Origin of the sequence: Noviherbaspirillum soli (assembly GCF_015352955.1) — a bacterium.
Lineage (GTDB): Bacteria > Pseudomonadota > Gammaproteobacteria > Burkholderiales > Burkholderiaceae_D > Noviherbaspirillum_A > Noviherbaspirillum_A soli.
In genome coordinates, this window is sequence record NZ_JACYOX010000005.1 from 1 (window position 1) to 19783 (window position 19783).

Consider the following 19783-nt stretch of genomic DNA (forward strand, 5'->3'; position numbering starts at 1 on the left):
TGAAGCCGCGCTGTCTCATCGTGGCAATGGTAATTCGGTCCTCAGGCTGAAGCTGCTGATAAGTGGTCGGTTTCTGCATGTGCACACTTTACAAGAAATGGTGTTGCACTTCATATTTGAGGCCGCCGCTTGATACCTTTCCGGCCTGGCCTTGCGGGTTCTCAGCGAGCGGAAAAAATGCCAATTCAATGGCAGCAAGAGCTTTATTCTGGATGTTTTCTATCTCCTGCGGAGTCAGGATCAATTTTTCCAGAAAGAATTCGCCCCAGGTACGTTCACGCAGGTATAAGACCTCTTCATTTTTCCTACTGCGCACCTCGCTCAACCTTAACGGCGCCTTAGCCTTGTTAATAAGTCTTTGTGCGTTACGCAAAAAATCTTGGCATTGGGAGCTACTGACACCGCTGATCTTGAGTTTCATCTTTTCCTTTCTTACACAAAATAATTGGCACCGGCGATGTTGACCAAAGCCAACTTTCGGCACATCTTCGTACGCTTGAATAAAGGCAAAGTTCCTTAGGCAATAAAAAACGGTGAAAGCGCCTACGCGCTTCCACCGTTTCATTTGACCGCCTTGCTAACTTACTTCTTCTTCGGCACGTACAGATCCGTAATCACCCCCAGTCCCATCTCCGCCGCGAACATCGGCGTCTCCGACAGCGTCGGATGCGCATGCACTGTCAGCGCCAGGTCTTCCAGGTCCGCGCCCATCTCCATCGCCAGCACAGTCTCGGCCAGCAGTTCACCCGCATTCACGCCGACGATGCCAGCGCCAATAATGCGCCTGGTTTCCGGGTCCCACAGCAGCTTGGTCATGCCGTCGTCGCGGCCCATGGCCAGCGCGCGGCCGGAGGCGGCCCAGGGGAAATTGGCCTTCTCATAGGGGATGCCCTGCGACTTGGCGTCGTTCTCGGTCAGGCCCATCCATGCCACTTCGGGGTCGGTGTAGGCCACCGACGGGATGGTCATCGGGTCGAACTCGACCTTGTGGCCGCCGATCACTTCCGCCGCCACCTTGGCCTCGTTGGTGGCCTTATGGGCCAGCATCGGGTCGCCGCAAATGTCGCCGATCGCATAGATGTGGCCGACGTTGGTGCGCTGCTGGCGGTCCACCGGGATGAAGCCGCGCTCGTTGACGATCACGCCCGCCTTCTCGGCGCCGATGTCGCGGCCGTTCGGGCGGCGGCCCACTGCCATCAGCACCATGTCGTAGAGCTGCGACTCTGCCGGCGCGCTGTCGCCCTCGAAGGTGGCCAGCAGGCCGTCCTCGCGCGCTTCCAGCCTGGTGACCTTGGTCTTCAGGTAGATGCCCTCGTAGCGCTTCTCGATGCGCTTCTGCAGCGGCTTGACGATGTCGCGGTCGGCGGCCGGGATCAGGCCGTCGGCGAATTCCACCACGGTGATTTTCGTGCCCAGCGCGTCATAGACGCAGGCCATTTCCAGGCCGATGATGCCGCCGCCGATCACCAGCATGCGCTTCGGGATCTGGCGCAGTTCCAGCGCGCCGGTGGAGTCGATCACGCGCGGATCGTCATACGGGAAGCCGGGAATGCGCGCCACCGACGAGCCGGCCGCGATGATCGCATTCTTGAAGGCGATGGTCTTGCTGCCCTCGGCGGTGTCCACGGTCAGGGTGTTGGCCGACGAGAACGCCGCCTTGCCATGCACCACCTGCACCTTGCGCGCGCGCGCGAGACCCGACAGGCCGCCGGTCAGTTTCTTGACCACGCTGTCCTTCCAGCCGCGCAGGCCGTCGAGATCGATCTCGGGCGCGGACATCTTCACGCCGAAGTGCGACATCTCCTCGGCTTCGGTGATCACCTTGGCTGCATGCAGCAGCGCCTTGGATGGGATGCAGCCCACGTTCAGGCAGACGCCGCCCAGCGAGGCATAGCGCTCCACCAGCACCACTTTCTGGCCCAGGTCGGCGGCGCGGAAGGCGGCGGTGTAGCCGCCAGGGCCGGCGCCCAGCACCAGGGTTTCGCATTCGATGTCGGCCTGGCCGCTGAAGCTGGCGGCAGTCGGCGCCTGCACCGGCGCGGCGGCGGGGGCAGCAGAAGCTGCGGGGGCTGCGGCCGGAGCCGGAGCCGCGGCGGCGCCCTGCCCTTCCAGCACCAGCAATGGCGAACCCTTGGACACCTTGTCGCCCAGCTTGACCTTCAGCTCCTTGACCACGCCGGCATGGCTGGACGGAATCTCCATGCTGGCCTTGTCGGACTCCACCGTGATCAGCGACTGGTCGACGCTGACGCTGTCGCCCGGCTTGACCAGCACCTCGATCACTTCCACTTCCTTGAAGTCGCCGATGTCGGGCACCTCGACATTGATGATGCCGCCGGCAGCGGCCGGGGCGGCTGCAGCCGGTGCAGGTGCGGGTGCAGCGGCAGGCGCCGGCGCAGCAGCAGGCGCCGGCGCAGCAGCGGGCGCGGCTGCGGCAGGCGCCGCCTGCTGCGCTTCGCCTTCCGTTTCCAGCATCAGCAGCAGCGAGCCTTCGGCCACCTTGTCGCCGAGCTTGACCTTCATTTCCCTGACCACGCCGGCCTGGCTGGACGGAATCTCCATGCTTGCCTTGTCCGACTCCACCGTGATCAGCGACTGGTCCACCGCAATCCGGTCGCCCGGCTTGACCAGCACCTCGATCACTTCCACTTCCTTGAAATCCCCGATGTCGGGAACCTTGATTTCAACCAGGCTCATCACATAGCTCCATGTTCTGCCCGGGCCGCCCATCTGGCGCGCGCCGGGGAATTGTTATTGCTCCCTGCAGGGACAAAGCGGGAGGATGGGTGTTTCATTGCATCGCGATACTGTGGATCTGCATGGGTCCGGCCGAATTCTTGTCGAACTCGATGCCGGCCGCCACGCCCACCTCGGCGATCCGGCGCGCCGAGTCCAGGCTGTCGTAGACCGCATGCATCGCGCCCAGCGCAAAGTTGCGGCCGCTGCCTATGCCCCAGAAACGGTCGAAGGCAAATACCTCGCGGTACGAATAGACGCCGAAGATGCCATGGGGATTGGCGATCAGCGAGATCAGCTGCGACGACTCGTACGGATCGTCCTCGTCTTCCCGGGTGTTGAGGAAATACTTTTCCTTCAGGATGTTGTGCACCCGGGTATAGGTCTCGAAGACCTCGTCCTTGCTGCCCAGCCGGCAGTCGTCGCCCATCTCGGTCAGCACCTTGCGCATGACCGGAAAATGGGCGGTGGTGCCGGCCAGCGTGACCCAGGACGCGCCAACCTGGAAGATCTTGCTGTTGGCCTCGTAATTGCCGGGCAACCGGGTGTCGCCGAACGTCACCAGCGAATCGGCGGCGATCGCAACCTCTCCATTCTTTCTGACGACGACACAGGTAGTCATGGCGGATCTCCAAACGACGGGCGGCCGCGCAGGCTCCTCGGGCCGCCCTGCCCATTACAGCAGCGTCTTGCGCATGTCGCCCAGCACTTCGGACAGGTAGACCGTGAAGCGGGCCGCCATCGCGCCATCGATCACGCGGTGGTCATAGGACAGCGAGGTCGGCATCATCAGGCGCGGCACGAACTGCTTGCCGTCCCAGACCGGCTTGAACTCGGACTTGGACAAGCCCAGGATCGCCACTTCCGGCGCATTGATGATGGGCGTGAACGCCGTGCCGCCGATGCCGCCCAGCGACGAGATGGTGAAGCTTGCGCCCTGCATGTCGGCTGGTTTCAGCTTGCCATCGCGGGCCTGGGCCGACAGTTCGCCCATTTCCTGGGCGATCTGGGCAACGCCCTTCTTGTCGGCGTCCTTCACCACCGGCACCACCAGGCCGTTGGGCGTGTCGGCGGCGAAGCCGATGTGGTAGTACTGCTTCAGGATCAGGTTCTCGCCCTTGGCATCCAGCGAGGAATTGAAGACCGGGAATTTCTTCAGCGCGGCCACCGATGCCTTGATCACGAAGGCCAGCATGGTCAGCTTCACGCCCGACTTGGCCATCGCGGCATTGGCCGACTTGCGGAATTCCTCCAGCTCGGTGATGTCGGCCTGGTCATACTGGGTCACGTGCGGAATCATCACCCAGTTGCGGTGCAGGTTCGGTCCGCTGATCTTCTTGATGCGCGACAGCGGCTGCAGTTCGGTCGCGCCGAACTTGGAGAAATCCAGCGACGGCCATGGCAGCAGGTCCAGGCCCACGCCGCTGCCCTTGGCAGCCGAGGCAGGCGCCGCGGCTGCGGCAGCGCCGCCGGCGATCACGCCCTTCACATAGCCCTGCACGTCCTGCTGGGTGATGCGGCCTTTCGGGCCGCTGCCCTTGACCTGGGTCAGGTCGACGCCCAGTTCGCGGGCGAACTTGCGGATCGAAGGCGACGCGTGCGGCTTGATGCCGTTGGCCGAGGCCACCGGCGCGGCCGGTGCGGCAGCGGGTGCCGGCGCAGGCGCGGCGGCGGGCGCAGGCGCTGCCGCCGGTGCCGGTGCTGCCGGCGCGGCTGCTGCGGGCGCGGGCGCCGGTGCGGCTGCTGCAGGCGCCGGAGCAGCCGGCGCTGCCGCCGCGCCCTCGGTTTCCAGCATCAGCACCAGCGTGCCTTCGGCCACCTTGTCGCCCAGCTTGACCTTCAGTTCCTTGACCACGCCGGCCTGGCTGGACGGGATCTCCATGCTGGCCTTGTCCGACTCGACCGTGATCAGCGACTGGTCCACCGCCACCGTGTCGCCCGGCTTGACCAGCACCTCAATGACTTCGACTTCCTTGAAATCGCCGATATCCGGGACTTTGACTTCCACCATGCTCATTGTTCTAGCTCCGTTTTATGTCCGCCGCATTCCAAAAAAAGTCCGGGAAAGGAAGCGCCGCGGCATGGCTGCCGTGATGCTTGCGGTTCCCGGACCCGTTTGGGCATGACAGGGGATTCGTTAGTCTTGTTTACACTGTGACCGGATTCGGCTTGTTCGGATTGATGCCGTACTTCTCGATGGCCTGGGTGACGACACCCGAAGACAATACGCCTTCATCAGCCAGCGACTTCAGCGCGGCAACCACGACAAAGTAGCGGTTGACCTCGAAGAATTCACGCAGCTTGGCGCGGGAGTCCGAGCGGCCGAAGCCGTCGGTGCCCAGCACCTTGTAGCTGCGGCCTTTCGGCACGTAGGCGCGGACCTGCTCGGCGAACACCTTCATGTAGTCGGTCGACACCACGATCGGGCCGGACGTCGGCGCCAGGCACTGCGCCACGTGCGACAGGCGCGCCGGCTCGGACGGATGCAGCATGTTCCAGCGCTCGACATCGGCGCCATCGCGGGCCAGCAGGTTGAACGACGGCGCAGACCAGACGTCGGACTCGATGCCCCAGTCATTGCGCAGCAGTTCGCTGGCGGCGATGACTTCGCGCAGGATGGTGCCGGAGCCCATCAGCTGCACGCGGTGCTTCGATTCCCTGCCGCCTTCCTGCAGCAGGTACAGACCCTTCAGGATGCCCTGTTCCTGGCCCGGCTTGATGCCCGGATGCGCGTAGTTCTCGTTCATCAGGGTGATGTAATAGAACACGTCTTCCTGGTTTTCCACCATGCGGCGCAGGCCGTCATGCATGATCACCGCGACTTCATGGGCGAAGGTCGGGTCGTAGGACATGCAGTTCGGGATGGTCGACGCCAGCACCTGGCTGTGGCCGTCCTCGTGCTGCAGGCCTTCGCCGTTCAACGTGGTGCGGCCGGCGGTGCCGCCCAGCAGGAAGCCACGGGCGCGCATGTCGCCGGCGGCCCATGCCAGGTCGCCGATGCGCTGCAGGCCAAACATCGAGTAGAAGGTGTAGAACGGGATCATCACCGTGTTGTTGGTGGAGTACGACGTCGCCGCCGCGATCCACGAACTCATCGCGCCCGCCTCGTTGATGCCTTCCTGCAGGATCTGGCCGGCCTTGTCCTCGCGGTAGTAGCTGACCTGGTCCTTGTCGACCGGCTCGTACAGCTGGCCGCGCTGGTTGAAGATGCCGATCTGGCGGAACAGGCCTTCCATGCCGAAGGTGCGCGCCTCGTCCACCAGGATGGGCACCACGCGCTTGCCGAGGTTGGCGTCGCGCAGCAGCACGGTCAGCACCCGCACATAGGCCTGGGTGGTGGAGATCTCGCGGCCTTCCGCGGTCGGATCGAGCACGGCCTTGAAGGCTTCCAGCGGCGGCACCGGCAGGGTCTCGTCGGCCTTCACGCGGCGCTGCGGCAGGTAACCGCCCAGGGCCTTGCGGCGCTCGTGCAGGTAGACCATTTCCGGCGCGTCGTCGGCCGGCTTGAAGAACGGCACCTCGGCCAGCTTGTCGTCCGGGATGGGGATGTTGAAGCGGTCGCGCATCTCGCGGATCGCCTGGTCGTCGAGCTTCTTGGTCTGGTGCGCGGTGTTGCGCGCCTCGCCCGACTTGCCCATGCCAAAGCCCTTAACGGTCTTGACCAGCAGCACGGTCGGCGTGCCCTTGTTCTCGACGGCGGCCTTGAAGCCGGCATAGATCTTGTGCGGGTCATGGCCGCCGCGGGTCAGGCGCCAGATGTCGTCGTCGCTCATGTTGGCGACCATCTCCAAGAGCTTCGGATGCTTGCCGAAGAAATGCTTGCGCACGTAGGCGCCGTCCTTGGCCTTGTAGTTCTGGTACTCGCCGTCGACGGTTTCCATCATCACCTTCTGCAGGATGCCGTCCTTGTCGCGCCGCAGCAGGTCGTCCCAGCCCGGACCCCAGATCACCTTGATCACGTTCCAGCCGGCGCCGCGGAAGTCGGCTTCCAGTTCCTGGATGATCTTGCCGTTGCCGCGCACCGGACCGTCCAGGCGCTGCAGGTTGCAGTTGACCACCATGATCAGGTTGTCCAGCATCTCGCGGCCGGCCATGCCGATGGCGCCCATCGATTCCGGCTCGTCCATCTCGCCGTCGCCGCAGAAGACCCAGACCTTGCGGTTCTCGGTGTTGGCCAGGCCGCGGGCATGCAGGTACTTCAGGAAACGCGCCTGGTAGATGGCCATCAGCGGGCCCAGGCCCATGGACACGGTCGGGAACTGCCAGTAGTCCGGCATCAGCTTCGGATGCGGATAGGAAGACAGGCCGCCGCCGTCGACTTCGCGGCGGAAGTTCAGCAGCTGCTCATCCGACAGCCGGCCTTCCAGGTAGGAACGGGCATAGATGCCGGGCGAGGAATGGCCCTGCAGGTACAGCAGGTCGCCGCCATGGTCCGCGGTCGGCGCATGCCAGAAATGGTTGAAGCCGATGCCCAGCATGTTGGCCAGCGAGGCGAAGCTGGAGATGTGGCCGCCGAGGTCGCCGTCGGCGCGGTTGGCCTTGACCACCATGGCCATGGCGTTCCAGCGCATCCAGGAACGCAGCCGCTCTTCATACTCGAGATTGCCGGGGCAGTGCACCGTCAGGTGCGCGGGGATGGTGTTGACGTAGGCAGTGTTGCTGGAAAACGGGATGTGGGCGCCGCGCCTGCGCGCCAGGTCGACCATGCGCTCCATCAGGTAGTGGGCGCGCTCCGGGCCTTCGTTTTCGATAACGGCTTCGAGCGCGTCGAGCCATTCCTTGGTTTCCATTACATCGGGATCGTTGGCGGCTTGCGCCATTACCTGGTCGAGCTGGGCAGACATCGTGCGTCTCCTATCTTTGCCGGATTGGTTTAGACATCGCGGGCGTGGGTTTGTTACAGGCGTGACTTATGGGAAGAACAACCCGCGCATTTTATCAGCGAAATTTAAAATTTCAAACTACGATATACGTTTTCATAATGTGGAATTTAGTGTGCAGCGCAACATCGGCTGCGCCGTGTTCCCGGAGCGGCAAGCGCCCAAGCCCCCTTATAATCCGGTTTTCCAACCGCAACCTCCCTTCATCATGTCTGCACAAATCATCAATGGCACCCTGCTCTCCCAACAACTGCGCACCGACGTCGCGCGCCGCGCCGCCGCGCTGAGCGCGCAAGGACGCCAGCCGGGCCTGGCCGTGGTGCTGGTGGGCGACAATCCCGCCTCCCAGGTATATGTGCGCAACAAGGTGAAAGCATGCGAGGACAATGGCCTCCATTCCGTGCTGGAGAAATACGACGCCACGCTGTCGGAGGCGCAGCTGCTGGAACGCATCGCCGCGCTGAATGCCGACCCGAAGATCAACGGCATCCTGGTGCAACTGCCGCTGCCGGCCCATATCGACTCGCACAAGGTGCTGGAAGCGATCGCACCGGAAAAGGACGTCGACGGCTTTCATATCAGCAATGCCGGCCTGCTGATGACGGGCCAGCCGCTGTTTCGTCCCTGCACGCCCTACGGCGTGATGAAGATGCTGGAATCGATCGAGTACCCGGTGCGCGGCGCCCATGCGGTGGTGGTCGGCGCCTCCAACATCGTCGGCAAGCCGCAGGCCATGCTGCTCTTGCAGGCGGGCGCCACGGTCACCATCTGCAACTCCAAGACCCGCGACCTGGGCCACCATACCCGCCAGGCCGACATCCTGGTGGTGGCCACCGGCAAGCGCAACATCGTCACCGCCGACATGATCAAACCGGGCGCGGTCGTCATCGACGTTGGCATGAACCGGGACGACAACGGTAAATTGTGCGGAGACGTCGATTTTGAAAACGCCAAGGAAGTCGCCGGCTGGATCACGCCCGTGCCGGGCGGGGTCGGCCCGATGACCATCACCATGCTGCTGGTAAACACCATAGAAGCCGCCGAGAGAACCTGAACCCATGAATGCACAGACCAATCCCCTGCTCGACTTTTCCGACCTGCCGCGCTTCGACACTTTCGCGCCCGGGTTCGTCACCCCCGCCATCGACAGCCTGCTGAGTGAATGCCGCGAGGTGGTGGCGCGGCTGGAAGCCTCCACCGACCCGGCCAGCTGGACCAGTTTCGTGGAGCCGCTGGAACAGGCAACCGAGAAGCTGGGCCGGGCATGGGGCGTGGTCGGGCATCTGAACGCGGTGGTGGACACGCCGGAACTGCGCGCGGTATACAACGAGAATCAGCCCAGGGTCACCGAGTTCTGGACCGCGCTGGCGCAGAATCCGGCGCTGTTCGAGAAATACAAGGCATTGAAGAACAGTGCCGACTTCGCCACGCTGACGCCGGCGCGCAAGAAGATCATCGAGAATGCGCTGCGCGACTTCCATCTCGGCGGCGCCGACCTGCCGGACGACAAGAAGGCGCGCTTTGCAACAATCCAGGAACGCCAGGCGGAACTGGCCACCAAATTCTCGGAAAACGTGCTCGACGCGACCAATGCCTACGAATTGATCGTCGAGGATGAGGCACGCCTGTCCGGCCTGCCCGACGACGTACGCCAGGCCGCCCGCGCCTCCGCTGAAAAGGCCGGCAAGCCGGGCTACCGCTTCACCCTGCATTTCCCCTCCTATTTCCCGGTGCTGCAGTATGCAAACGACCGCGCGCTGCGCGAGACCATCTACCGCGACAACGCCACCAAGGCATCCGAACTGGGCGCCAAGCCGGAGTGGGACAACACCGCCCTCATCAGCGAGATGCTGCAGCTGCGGCAGGAGGAAGCCCAGCTGCTGGGCTACAGCAACTATGCCGAAGTGTCGCTGGTGCCCAAGATGGCCGAGACGCCGCAGCAGGTGATCGGCTTTCTGGAAGACCTGGCGCAGCGCGCCCGCCCCTTCGCCGAAAAGGACCTGGAGGAAGTGCGCGCCTTCGCCAGGGCGGAACTGGGCATAGACCAGCTCGAAGCCTGGGACCTGGCCTATGCCTCGGAAAAGCTGCGTCAGAAGCGGTATGCGTTTTCGGAGCAGGAGGTCAAGCAGTACTTCCCGGAGCACAAGGTGGTGGACGGCCTGTTCCGCCTGATCGAAAAGCTGTTTTCGGTGAAGATCGCGCCGGACAGCGCGCCGGTCTGGCACAAGGATGTGAGCTTCTTCCGCATCGAACGCGACGGCCGCCTGCTGGGCCAGTTCTACCTCGACCTGTATGCCCGCACCTACAAGCGCGGCGGCGCCTGGATGAACGACGCCCGCGGCCGCCGTCTCGCCGGCGAAGCGGTGCAGACGCCGGTTGCCTACCTGACCTGCAACTTCACCGAGCCGGCAGTGGTCGACGGCAAGGCGCGGCCGGCGCTGTTCACCCACGATGAAGTCAACACTCTGTTCCATGAATTCGGCCATGGCCTGCATCACATGCTGACCCAGGTCGACGAGCTGGGGGTGTCCGGCATTTCCGGCGTGGAGTGGGATGCGGTCGAGCTGCCCTCCCAGTTCATGGAAAACTTCTGCTGGGAATGGGACGTGCTGCAGAACATGAGCGCCCATATCGACACCGGAGCACCGCTGCCACGCGCGTTGTTCGACAAGATGACCGCGGCCAAGAACTTCCAGTCCGGCCTGCAGATGCTGCGCCAGGTCGAGTTCTCGCTGTTCGACATGCACCTGCACTACGACTACGACCCACGCGGCCAGCGCAGCGTGCAGGACGTGCTGGACGACGTGCGCCGCCGCTTCGCGGTGATGATCCCGCCATCCTTCAATCGCTTCCAGAATTCCTTCGGCCATATCTTCGCCGGCGGTTACGCGGCCGGCTACTACAGCTACAAATGGGCCGAGGTGCTGTCCGCCGATGCCTACAGCGCCTTCGAGGAAGCCAGCGGCAGCGGCGACGAGGAACATCTGGCCGAAGCCGGCCGCCGCTTCCTGGCGGAGATCCTGTCGGTTGGCGGCTCGCGCCCGGCGCTGGAATCGTTCAAGGCCTTCCGCGGCCGCGAACCCGAAATCGATGCGCTGCTGCGGCACAGCGGCATGACGGCCTGATGCCAAGGCTGGGAGCCAGGAAAATCACGATGACCAGGAACATCTCACTGCTGCCGATCGCCCTGCTGGCCTGCGCCACGCTGGCCCAGGCCGAGCTTTACAAGTCGGTCGGTCCGGACGGACGCGTCACCTACAGCGACACGCCCACCGCCAAGGCCCAGCCGGTCGATACCCGCAAGGCGCCGGCCGCTTCCGTCAGCGGCACCGCTCTGCCCTATGAACTGGCGCTGGTGGCCAAGGCGCACCCGGTGACGCTGTACACCTCAGACAAGTGCCCGCCCTGCTTCTCCGCGCGCAACCTGCTGGCCAGGCGCGGCATTCCCCATGTCGAGAAAACCGTCAGCAGCAATGAGGACATTGCGGCTCTTGCCGCCGTTGCCGGCGAGGCGCGCCTGCCATTGCTGACCATAGGCGCAGTCAAGGAACAGGGCTTCGAGGAAGGTGTCTGGAACCGGGCATTGTCGGCGGCAGGGTATCCGCAAACCAGCCAGTTGCCGGCCAGCTGGCGCAATCCGCCGCCCCAGGCCGCGGCGCCGGCCCAGGCCGAACCGGCGCCGCCTCCCTCGGCGCCGGTTGCCCAGCGTCGTGAGCCGGCCGGTCTTCCAGCCGAAGCGCCGCCGCCGGCCGGCAAGGCGCCGCCGGGATTCCGGTTTTGAGCCAGGCAACGGCAATGACCCGGATCGACTTTCACAGCAATGTGCCGGACAAGGTCGCCTATGCCTGCCGGCTGGTGCGCAAGGCGCGGTCGCAGAACCTGCGGGTGGTGATGCTGGCCGCCGATGCCGACCAGCTGCGCCAGCTCGATGAAAGCCTGTGGACCTTTTCCGACCTCGACTTCCTGCCGCATGTGACCGCCGACAGCGCGCTGGCGGCGCAGACGCCGATCCTGCTGATGGAAGCCGGCGCCGAGACGGACGACCTGCCGCATCACCAGGTCCTGGTGAATCTGTCGCAGCAGCCGCCGGCCCACTTCGCCCGCTTCGAGCGCATGTTCGAGATCGTTTCCGCGGACGAGGCCGACCGCTTGGCTGGCCGCGAACGCTATCGCCATTACCAGCAGCGCGGCTATCCCTTAACCCATTACGACGCCGATAAAGCATGAGCACACCCCCGCGCGACGCCGGCATCCCGATGCTGACCGAGGTGATCAACGATGCGGACATGGAGCTGACCGACCCGCCTGAACTGGTCGAGCCTCTTTCCGAGGCGGAGCAGCAGGCGGCCGGCCTGCTCGATCAGGAGGCGGCGCAGGCGGCTGCACCGCATGGCCTGCCGGCGGAAGAGCCGGCACCGGCGTCGCCGGCCGCTGCCGCGCCGGAGCCGAAGCCCGACCTGGCCTTGCCGCAAGCGCAAGCGCAACCGCAACCGCAACCGCAACCGCAATTTGCGCCGGCGTATCCGCTTCCGCTCAAGCCTGCCGCCGCGGCAGCGCCTGCAGCGGCCGCCCCGCGGGCTGTTCCCTCATCCTTCCCGCCGGCCGCCGAGCCGACGAGGCCTGAGACCCAGCCGGCGGCCATGAATGACGAGGAATGGCAGCGCATGGAACGCCGGGTGCGGGAACGCATCCTGGGGCAGCTGCTGTCGCGCACAGACGCCATGCTGGAGGAACGAATTCGCTCCAGCCTGACCGGCGTGGTCGAGCAGGCCGTGGAAGGCCTGGCGGCCAGCCTGCGGCTGAGTCTGCACAAGACGCTGGAAGATGTTGTGTCGCGCGCGGTGGCGCAGGAAATTACCCGTCTGCAATCTTCTAAAAAATAAAATTTCCTGGCGAATTTTTGTTTTTATAAACAAAAATCCCAGAACAACGCGGGAATCACAAAAATTTCCGTCTTGTTTTGTTCGCTCAAAAAAACTGGAATTTCTTACAATTCCGGCTATCGGATTGCATCGCATCGGGGAGAGCGAAATGAAGGTCATGGTTTTGGGTTCGGGCATTATCGGGACGGCATCGGCGTGGTTTCTGCGCCAGGCCGGTCATGACGTCACCGTGATCGAGCGCCAGCCCGGCGCCGCGCAGGAGACCAGCTTCGCCAACGGCTGCCAGATCTCGGTATCGCATGCCGAACCCTGGGCCAATCCAGCCGCGCCGATGAAAGTGCTGAAATGGCTGGGCCGGGAAGATGCGCCGCTGCTGTTCCGCCTGCGTCCCGAATGGCTGCAATGGCGCTGGGGCCTGCAATTCCTGCGCGAATGCACGGCCGCCCGCACCGACCACAACATCCGCCAGATCGTCGCCCTCTGCGAATACAGCCGCCAGACGCTGCAGGCAGTACGCGCCGAGACCGGCATCGAGTATGACCACCTGACCCGCGGCATCCTGCATTTCTACACCGAGCAGCGCGACTTCGACGAGTCGCTGCGCGCCGCCAAGCTGATGCGCGACCTCGGCTGCCCGCGCCAGTCGATCGATGCCGACGAGGTGGTGCGCATCGAGCCCGCGCTGGCCGCCTCGCGCGACCGCATCGTCGGCGGCGACTACACCGCCACCGATGAATCGGGCGACGTGTACAAGTTCACCACCGGCCTGGCTGACCGCGCCGAGCAGGCGGGGGTGGCATTCCGCTTCAACACCACGGTGACGCGGCTGCTGACCGAAGGCGCCGGCGCTTCGGCCCGCATCACCGGCGTGGAAGTGATCGACGAGCATGGCGTGCACCGCACCCTGCGCGCCGACGCCTATGTGATGGCGATGGGCAGCTTCAGCGAGCAGCTGTTGAAGCCGCTGGGCATCGACCTGATGATCTATCCGGGCAAGGGCTACTCGGCCACCTACAAGGTGACCAATCCCGACGCCGCGCCCACGGTTTCGTTGACCGACGACGGCTACAAACTGGTGGTGTCGCGCCTGGGCGACCGCCTGCGGGTGGCCGGCACCTGCGAACTCAACGGCTACACCCGCGAACTCAACACCACCCGCTGCGAAGCCATCACCCGCCGCACCCGCGAGCTGTTTCCGGACGCCTGCGACTACGACAACCCGGCCTACTGGACCGGCCTGCGTCCGCTGACGCCGTCCAACGTGCCTTACGTGGGCAAGAGCCGCTATGGCAACCTGTTCCTCAACACCGGCCATGGCACGCTGGGCTGGACCATGGGCTGCGGCTCCGGACGGGCCATCGCCGAGATCGTGTCGGGCCGCCAGCCCGAGGTGGACTTCGCCTTCACCGGCATGGAACGCCCGCGCGGCGCCGCCTTCCCCGGCAAGCAGGTGGCAAGCGCGTGACGCATTGACTTCCGCATCAGGGGCGCCGACAGGGCGCCCTTTTTTATTTCTGGCGTTCCGCCCTCACCTGCAGTTCCGCCGCCTTCTCATCGAATGCAATCCGGGTGACGAACTTGGCGCGCTTCATCGGGAAGCGCGACTGGAAATGCCGCACATTGCCCGACCCCGAAATGGCGCGGCGCACGAACTGGTAATACGCATCCATGTCCAGCACATGCACCACCAGGAAATAGTCGTAATCCCCGGACACGAAATAGCATTGCAGCACCTCGGCCTCGCGGTTCATGCGGGCCTCGAACTCCTTCATCTGTTCGTCCGACTGGTTGTTCAGCGACACTTCCAGGAAAGCCATCATGCCGTAGCCGAGGGCGAACGGGTCCACCAGCGCGACATCGGCGCTGATGATGCCGGCCTCGCGCAGTTCCCGCATCCGGCGCAGGCAGGTCGGCTGCGACACATGCACCTTGTCGGCCAGTTCCCTGGTCGGAATCTGGTTGTCCTTCTGCAGCAGGTTGAGGATCTTGCGGTCGACCTTGTCTAGCGGGCGAAATATGGGCATGGCGATGTGTGGTTGGGCTGACGGATGCAGGCGCTGCCGCGGTGACGGAAGAAAGAGGCGCGTGCAAGTCTAATGCCTGCGCGCCGGTTGCAGCAACCGTGCGCGACTGCAGTCGTCCTGCCGGCATCTTCCCGCAGATGCAAGGACACACGGCTACGCGACCCCACCGGCGCTTCCGCTTGCGCATCGTTATCGAACAAGGCGCGACCGAAGGTGACGAACCGGGGGCATTGCCACGCAACTGAACGCCAAGGCGAGGTCAGGCCATGCCGGCAGACGATTCATTGCAGCCCGGCGCCAGGCTGCAGCGCAGTGGCAAGGACGGTCATCTCAATCCCCAGGAGCCAATCCATGCTGTTCATCCCGAAAAAAGGTCCGGTCGTGGCCGCGATCGCACTCCTCTGCAGCGCTGCCATTGCGCAGGAAACCGTGGTCCGCCTGGGCCACGTGGCGCCCATGTCCGGCGAGCAGGCCCATTACGGCAGGGACAATGCCAACGGCGCCCTCCTCGCTGTCGAGGACCTCAATGCCAGGGGCATCACCATAGGCGGCAAGAAGGTCAGGTTTGAACTGCTCAATGAAGACGATGCCGCCGATCCCAGGCAGGCCACGGCGGTGGCCTACAAGCTGGTCGACGCCCGGGTCAATGGCGTGATCGGCCACCTCAACTCCGGCACCTCCATCCCCGCTTCCCGCATCTATCACGACGCCGGCGTCCCGCAGATAACGGGTTCGGCCACCAATCCGAAATACACCCCCCAGGGGTATGACACCGCATTCCGTCTCATGGCCAATGATGGCCAGCTCGGCAGCAGGCTGGGCAGATATGCAATCGACACGCTGCACGCGAAGAGCATCGCGGTCATTGACGACCGCACCGCCTACGGCCAGGGCGTGGCCAGCGAGTTCATCAGGAGTGCCAGGGCAGCCCTGCCCGGCGTGCGGATCAGCCAGGAGTACACCTCCGACAAGGCCACCGACTTCACCGCCCTTCTCACCACCATCAAGGGCAAGCACCCGGACATCATCTTCTTTGGCGGCACCGACAACGTCGGCGGCCCCATGCTGCGCCAGATGAAGCAGCTGCGCATCAACGCCAGATTCATGGGCAGCGACGCCATCTGCACCGCCGGCCTGCCCGAACTGGCGGGCGACGCGCTGATCGACAACCAGGTCGTCTGCCTGGAAGCCGGCGTCAGCGACACCAGTGAAAAGCGCATGGCGCAGTTCACCGAACGCTACAGGCAGCGCTTCCATATGGACGTGCGGCAGTATGCGCCCTATGTCTACGACGCCGTGATGACCATGGCGGCCGCGATGCAAAAAGCCGATTCAGCCGAGCCGGCCAAGTACCTGCCTGAACTGGCCGGGATCAGCTACGACGGCATCACTGGCCCGATCGCCTTTGATGCCAACGGCGACATCAGGGACCGGGCGCTGGTCCTGTTCACCTACAAGGGCGGCAGGAAGGAAAAGATCGCCGTCCTCAGGTGAGGCCCGCTGCGGCACATGCACCTCGTCCAGCCAGTTTCCCGGTTCACGGTCCACGTATCCCGTTTCCGTGCTGACTGGAGCGCTTTTAGCCCGGCTGGCTCAACGGGCCGGGATGGCAAGGACAGCGCAGCGCCGGACCTGGATACAGCGGCAATCATCATTGAATAGCTCACAAACCAAGGGAAAAAATCGATGCAATCCATTTCAAGAATGTTTACCGTCGCAGCCGCTATTGCCCTGCTCGCCGGTTCAACATTTGCACAGGAGGCGGTCATCCGGCTTGGCCATGCAGGGCCGCTGTCCGGGGGAGAGGCGCACCTCGGCCGGGACACTGCCAACGGCGCCATCCTGGCTGTGGAAGACCTCAATGCCCGTGGCATCGTCATCGGCGGCAGGAAGGCCCGGTTCGTACTGTTGAATGAAGACGACGCCGCCGATCCAAGGCAGGGCACCGCGGTGGCGCAGAAGCTGGCCGACGCCAGGGTCAACGGCGTGATCGGCCATATGGACTCCGGCACCACCATCCCCGCCTCGCGCATCTATCACGACGCCGGCATCCCGCAGATCTCGCCCTCGGCCACCAATCCCAAGTACACCCGCCAGGGTTACAAGACCGCTTTCGTCATGGTCGCCAACGATGCGCATCTTGGCGGCACGCTGGGCAGGTATGCGGTCGAGACCATGAAGGCCAGGAACATTGCCGTCATCGACGACCGTACGGCCTACGGCCAGGGCCTGGCCAGCGAGTTCGTCAAGGCCGCCAGGGTGGCGCTGCCGGGCGTGCAGATCACCCAGCAGTACACCACCGACAAGGCCACCGACTTCCAGGCCATCCTGACTGCCATCAAGGGCAAGAAGCCGGACATCGTCTTCTTCGGCGGTTCGGACAATGTCGGCGGCCCGATGCTGCGGCAGATGAAGCAGCTGGGCATCGATGCCAGGTTCATGGGCGGCGACGGCATCTGCACCACCGAGCTGCCCAGGCTGGCCGGCGATGGCCTCAGCGACAACCAGATGGTCTGCGCAGCAAATGGCGGCATCACCGACGACAGGGAAAAGGACATGGCCCGGTTCATCGAACGCTACAGGAAGCGCTTCAGCATGGATGTTCTGGCCTATGCGCCCTTTGCCTACGATGCGGTGATGACCATGGCGGCAGCAATGCAAAAGGCCGATTCGGCCGAGCCGGCGAAGTACCTGCCCGAACTGGCCAGCATCCGCCACGAGGGCGTGACTGGTCCGATCGCCTTCGACGCCAGGGGCGATATCAAGGACGGCATGGTGACCCTGTTCACTTTCAGGGGCGGCAGGAAGGAAAGGATCGCCGTCGTCAAATAGCCGTTCTGCAGACGAACAAAACGCCGGCTCGCAGCCGGCGTTTTCGCACGTGGCAAGCCATTCTTGCCGGAAAGGCATCCGTTTCGCTGCAGCATCTTCGGCAACCTCCCATGACTTCGTTTCCGGCGCGGCCCGGCCGACAATTCAATCATTCAGAAAATCAGCAGAAACCTGCATAATGACGCGGCACCAGGATCCCGCCGGAGACACTCACGACCGCCGAACTCCGGCATTGCGGCAACCATTGAAGACTTCAATCCTCAGGAGGAAATGTATGCAGTTCATTCCAAAAATGCTTCCCGTCGCAGCCGCCATCGCCCTGCTCTCCGGCTCAGCGCTTGCACAGGAAACCGTGGTTCGCCTGGGCCATGTGGCGCCCATGTCGGGCGGACAGGCGCACTATGGCCGCGACAATGCGAACGGCGCCATCCTGGCTGTCGAGGATCTGAATGCGAAGGGCGTGACCATCGGCGGCAAGAAGGTCAAGTTTGAACTGGTCAATGAAGACGACGCCGCCGATCCCAAGCAGGGCACCGCGGTGGCGCAGAAGCTGGTCGATGCCAAGGTCAATGGCGTAATCGGCCACCTGAACTCCGGCACCACCATACCCGCTTCGCGCATCTATCACGATGCCGGCATCCCACAGATCTCGCCCTCCGCCACCAACCCGCAGTACACCAAGCAGGGATACAAGACGGCCTTCCGCGTTGTGGCCAACGACGGCCAGCTTGGCGGCACGCTGGGCAAGTACGCGATCGAAACGCTGAAGGCCAAGAACATTGCGGTCATCGACGACCGTACCGCTTACGGCCAGGGCGTGGCCAGCGAGTTCGTCAAGGGCGCCAAGGCAGCCCTGCCCGGCGTGCAGATCACCCAGCAATACACCACCGACAAGGCCACCGACTTCAATGCCATCCTGACAGCCATCAAGGGCAAGAACCCGGACATCGTCTTCTTCGGCGGCATGGACAACGTCGGCGGCCCGATGCTGCGTCAGATGAAGCAGTTGGGCATCAACGCCAAGTTCATGGGCGGCGACGGCATCTGCACCACCGAGCTGCCCAAGCTGGCCGGCGATGGCCTCAGCGACAACCAGGTGGTCTGCGCCGAAGCCGGCGGCGTTACCGGCCCCAAGGAAAAGGACATGGCGCAGTTCATCGAACGCTACAAGAAGCGCTTCAACATCGATGTGCAGCTGTATGCACCATATGTGTACGATGCGGTGATGACCATGGCGACGGCGATGCAGAAGGCCAATTCGGCCGAGCCGGCGAAGTATTTGCCTGAACTGGCCAAGATCAGCTACGACGGCGTCACCGGTCCGATCACCTTCGACAGCAAGGGCGACATCAAGGAAGGCACGCTGACCCTGTTCACCTTCAAGGGCGGCAAGAAGGAGAAGATCGCCGTCGTCAAGTAAGGAGCATGCGGCAACGCTTCCCCGAATGAAAAACGCCGGCTGCAAGCCGGCGTTTTTCATGATTCCCCGACGCTTACTTCTGCGCCAGGATCCACTTCACCAGGGTATGCGCCTCAGCCTCGGTCACCTGGGTGTTGGCCGGCATCGGCACCGGACCCCAGACGCCGCCGCCGCCCTTCAGGACCTTCTGAACCAGCTTGTCCTCAGCATCCTTCTGGCCGGCATATTTGGCGGCCACGTCCTTGAAGGCCGGACCAACCACCTTGTTAGCCACCGCATGGCAGGCCATGCAATTCTTTGCTTTCGCCAGGTCGGCATTTGCCATGGCGGCATTCGATGCCAGTGCGCTGGCGGCAAGGCCGATGAACAACAGAGCTTTCATTCGATTCTCCTGGGTTTCCAAATGGGTTATTGTTGCGGGGCTACATTATCACACGGCCAATACCGACTTGTTGACCGTTACAGGGTTTAACAATATCCTGCCGCAAAGGAGTTTCCATGCTGTTGATCGTTCTCATTGCAGCCCTCGGCCTGCTGCGGTTTTTTGAAATCGGCCCGCTTGCCGATTTGTCATGGTGGTGGATCGTTGCCCTGTTCGTCGTCGCCTTTCTCTGGTTTGAATACCTCGAAAAGATGCTGGGCCTGGACAAGCGCCGCGCCCATGACCAGTCGGATGAAGCCAGGCGCAAGCGGGTCGATTCCACCTTCAGGAAAAAATGAGGTTCCTGAGGATAGACGTCCATTGGCTTTCCGGCATCTCCGCAGGCTGTCGCAGTTGTCGCTGAAGTCCGTACTAGGCTTTAAAAGCCGTAAGGTGCAATACCCCGAAGGGGCATTGCACCAAATCGTCAGCCCGAAAGTGCAATCAGATTGCATCATCCGGCATCGGACGACGGCAGGCTTGCCCTGCTTCCCGATTTCATTGTGCACAAGCCTGGTTGCTGCTTCGCAGCGACCTGTGACGGGTGCTGGCTTAACGCGATTGCACTACCGTCGCGACGGTTTGGT

General features: G+C 63.6%; 17 protein-coding genes. 10 read left to right on the forward strand and 7 right to left on the reverse strand.

Annotated elements, in window-relative coordinates:
* Positions 1-88: 88 nt before the first annotated feature.
* The 5 genes from IGW04_RS06425 to aceE form a co-directional block, all read right to left on the reverse strand.
* A complete protein-coding gene (locus IGW04_RS06425; RefSeq protein WP_194712232.1) occupies positions 89-421 on the reverse strand; it encodes a hypothetical protein in 333 nt (110 codons plus the stop codon).
* Positions 422-582: 161 nt separating this feature from the next.
* Complete coding sequence (gene lpdA / locus IGW04_RS06430) at positions 583-2697, reverse strand: dihydrolipoyl dehydrogenase (RefSeq protein WP_194712233.1); 2115 nt, start codon at positions 2695-2697, stop codon at positions 583-585.
* Between the two features lie 94 nt (positions 2698-2791).
* A complete protein-coding gene (locus tag IGW04_RS06435) occupies positions 2792-3358 on the reverse strand; it encodes an Ntn hydrolase family protein (protein WP_194712234.1) in 567 nt (188 codons plus the stop codon).
* 54 nt (positions 3359-3412) lie between these two features.
* The gene (gene aceF, locus IGW04_RS06440; protein ID WP_194712235.1) at positions 3413-4753 is read right to left on the reverse strand and encodes a dihydrolipoyllysine-residue acetyltransferase; all 1341 of its coding nucleotides are present in this window, start codon (positions 4751-4753) and stop codon (positions 3413-3415) included.
* A gap of 130 nt (positions 4754-4883) precedes the next feature.
* On the reverse strand, positions 4884-7580 hold the full coding sequence (gene aceE, locus IGW04_RS06445) for a pyruvate dehydrogenase (acetyl-transferring), homodimeric type (RefSeq protein WP_194712236.1): 2697 nt from the start codon (positions 7578-7580) through the stop codon (positions 4884-4886).
* A gap of 244 nt (positions 7581-7824) precedes the next feature.
* Here aceE and folD point away from each other — a divergent pair, with 244 nt between their 5' ends.
* The 6 genes from folD to IGW04_RS06475 all read left to right on the forward strand — a co-directional run bounded on the left by folD (position 7825) and on the right by IGW04_RS06475 (position 13964).
* Positions 7825-8670 (forward strand): bifunctional methylenetetrahydrofolate dehydrogenase/methenyltetrahydrofolate cyclohydrolase FolD, encoded by an 846-nt coding sequence (gene folD, locus IGW04_RS06450; protein ID WP_194712237.1) that lies wholly within the window; start codon positions 7825-7827, stop codon positions 8668-8670.
* 4 nt (positions 8671-8674) lie between these two features.
* Complete coding sequence (locus IGW04_RS06455; RefSeq protein WP_194712238.1) at positions 8675-10741, forward strand: M3 family metallopeptidase; 2067 nt, start codon at positions 8675-8677, stop codon at positions 10739-10741.
* Positions 10742-10770: 29 nt separating this feature from the next.
* Positions 10771-11397, forward strand: a complete 627-nt coding sequence (locus IGW04_RS06460) for a glutaredoxin family protein (RefSeq protein WP_194712239.1) — start codon at positions 10771-10773, stop codon at positions 11395-11397.
* 14 nt (positions 11398-11411) lie between these two features.
* Entirely contained in the window at positions 11412-11843 is a 432-nt protein-coding gene (locus IGW04_RS06465; RefSeq protein ID WP_194712240.1) for a DNA polymerase III subunit chi, read from the forward strand.
* Positions 11840-12499: a hypothetical protein gene (locus IGW04_RS06470; RefSeq protein WP_194712241.1), complete on the forward strand. Its 660-nt coding sequence runs from the start codon at positions 11840-11842 to the stop codon at positions 12497-12499. The genes IGW04_RS06465 and IGW04_RS06470 overlap by 4 nt, the downstream gene beginning before the upstream one ends.
* 148 nt (positions 12500-12647) lie before the next feature.
* Positions 12648-13964: a D-amino acid dehydrogenase gene (locus IGW04_RS06475; RefSeq protein ID WP_194712242.1), complete on the forward strand. Its 1317-nt coding sequence runs from the start codon at positions 12648-12650 to the stop codon at positions 13962-13964.
* A gap of 43 nt (positions 13965-14007) precedes the next feature.
* Here the strand turns inward: IGW04_RS06475 and IGW04_RS06480 are convergent, their stop codons facing one another.
* Complete coding sequence (locus IGW04_RS06480) at positions 14008-14523, reverse strand: Lrp/AsnC family transcriptional regulator (protein WP_194712243.1); 516 nt, start codon at positions 14521-14523, stop codon at positions 14008-14010.
* A gap of 351 nt (positions 14524-14874) precedes the next feature.
* Here IGW04_RS06480 and IGW04_RS06485 point away from each other — a divergent pair, with 351 nt between their 5' ends.
* The 3 genes from IGW04_RS06485 (at position 14875) to IGW04_RS06495 (ending at position 18775) form a co-directional block, all read left to right on the forward strand.
* Positions 14875-16017: a branched-chain amino acid ABC transporter substrate-binding protein gene (locus tag IGW04_RS06485; RefSeq protein ID WP_194712244.1), complete on the forward strand. Its 1143-nt coding sequence runs from the start codon at positions 14875-14877 to the stop codon at positions 16015-16017.
* Positions 16018-16209: 192 nt separating this feature from the next.
* Positions 16210-17355: a branched-chain amino acid ABC transporter substrate-binding protein gene (locus IGW04_RS06490; RefSeq protein WP_194712245.1), complete on the forward strand. Its 1146-nt coding sequence runs from the start codon at positions 16210-16212 to the stop codon at positions 17353-17355.
* 274 nt (positions 17356-17629) lie between these two features.
* Positions 17630-18775 carry a branched-chain amino acid ABC transporter substrate-binding protein gene (locus IGW04_RS06495; protein ID WP_194712246.1) on the forward strand — a complete coding sequence of 382 codons (1146 nt, stop codon included), beginning with the start codon at positions 17630-17632 and terminating at the stop codon, positions 18773-18775.
* A gap of 73 nt (positions 18776-18848) precedes the next feature.
* On the opposite strand, the gene IGW04_RS06500 is transcribed toward IGW04_RS06495, so the two are convergent.
* Positions 18849-19157 carry a c-type cytochrome gene (locus tag IGW04_RS06500; RefSeq protein ID WP_194712247.1) on the reverse strand — a complete coding sequence of 103 codons (309 nt, stop codon included), beginning with the start codon at positions 19155-19157 and terminating at the stop codon, positions 18849-18851.
* Between the two features lie 116 nt (positions 19158-19273).
* Between IGW04_RS06500 and IGW04_RS06505 the strand changes: the two genes are divergently transcribed.
* Positions 19274-19495: a TIGR04438 family Trp-rich protein gene (locus IGW04_RS06505; RefSeq protein ID WP_194712248.1), complete on the forward strand. Its 222-nt coding sequence runs from the start codon at positions 19274-19276 to the stop codon at positions 19493-19495.
* Positions 19496-19783: the final 288 nt, after the last annotated feature.

What these genes read in the sequence shown, in the direction of transcription:
- IGW04_RS06425 (WP_194712232.1), bottom strand. Translation starts at nt 421, where the DNA reads ATGAAACTCAAGATCAGCGGTGTCAGTAGCTCCCAATGCCAAGATTTT.
- lpdA (WP_194712233.1), bottom strand. Translation starts at nt 2,697, where the DNA reads ATGAGCCTGGTTGAAATCAAGGTTCCCGACATCGGGGATTTCAAGGAA.
- IGW04_RS06435 (WP_194712234.1), bottom strand. Translation starts at nt 3,358, where the DNA reads ATGACTACCTGTGTCGTCGTCAGAAAGAATGGAGAGGTTGCGATCGCC.
- aceF (WP_194712235.1), bottom strand. Translation starts at nt 4,753, where the DNA reads ATGAGCATGGTGGAAGTCAAAGTCCCGGATATCGGCGATTTCAAGGAA.
- aceE (WP_194712236.1), bottom strand. Translation starts at nt 7,580, where the DNA reads ATGTCTGCCCAGCTCGACCAGGTAATGGCGCAAGCCGCCAACGATCCC.
- folD (WP_194712237.1), top strand. Translation starts at nt 7,825, where the DNA reads ATGTCTGCACAAATCATCAATGGCACCCTGCTCTCCCAACAACTGCGC.
- IGW04_RS06455 (WP_194712238.1), top strand. Translation starts at nt 8,675, where the DNA reads ATGAATGCACAGACCAATCCCCTGCTCGACTTTTCCGACCTGCCGCGC.
- IGW04_RS06460 (WP_194712239.1), top strand. Translation starts at nt 10,771, where the DNA reads ATGACCAGGAACATCTCACTGCTGCCGATCGCCCTGCTGGCCTGCGCC.
- IGW04_RS06465 (WP_194712240.1), top strand. Translation starts at nt 11,412, where the DNA reads ATGACCCGGATCGACTTTCACAGCAATGTGCCGGACAAGGTCGCCTAT.
- IGW04_RS06470 (WP_194712241.1), top strand. Translation starts at nt 11,840, where the DNA reads ATGAGCACACCCCCGCGCGACGCCGGCATCCCGATGCTGACCGAGGTG.
- IGW04_RS06475 (WP_194712242.1), top strand. Translation starts at nt 12,648, where the DNA reads ATGAAGGTCATGGTTTTGGGTTCGGGCATTATCGGGACGGCATCGGCG.
- IGW04_RS06480 (WP_194712243.1), bottom strand. Translation starts at nt 14,523, where the DNA reads ATGCCCATATTTCGCCCGCTAGACAAGGTCGACCGCAAGATCCTCAAC.
- IGW04_RS06485 (WP_194712244.1), top strand. Translation starts at nt 14,875, where the DNA reads ATGCTGTTCATCCCGAAAAAAGGTCCGGTCGTGGCCGCGATCGCACTC.
- IGW04_RS06490 (WP_194712245.1), top strand. Translation starts at nt 16,210, where the DNA reads ATGCAATCCATTTCAAGAATGTTTACCGTCGCAGCCGCTATTGCCCTG.
- IGW04_RS06495 (WP_194712246.1), top strand. Translation starts at nt 17,630, where the DNA reads ATGCAGTTCATTCCAAAAATGCTTCCCGTCGCAGCCGCCATCGCCCTG.
- IGW04_RS06500 (WP_194712247.1), bottom strand. Translation starts at nt 19,157, where the DNA reads ATGAAAGCTCTGTTGTTCATCGGCCTTGCCGCCAGCGCACTGGCATCG.
- IGW04_RS06505 (WP_194712248.1), top strand. Translation starts at nt 19,274, where the DNA reads ATGCTGTTGATCGTTCTCATTGCAGCCCTCGGCCTGCTGCGGTTTTTT.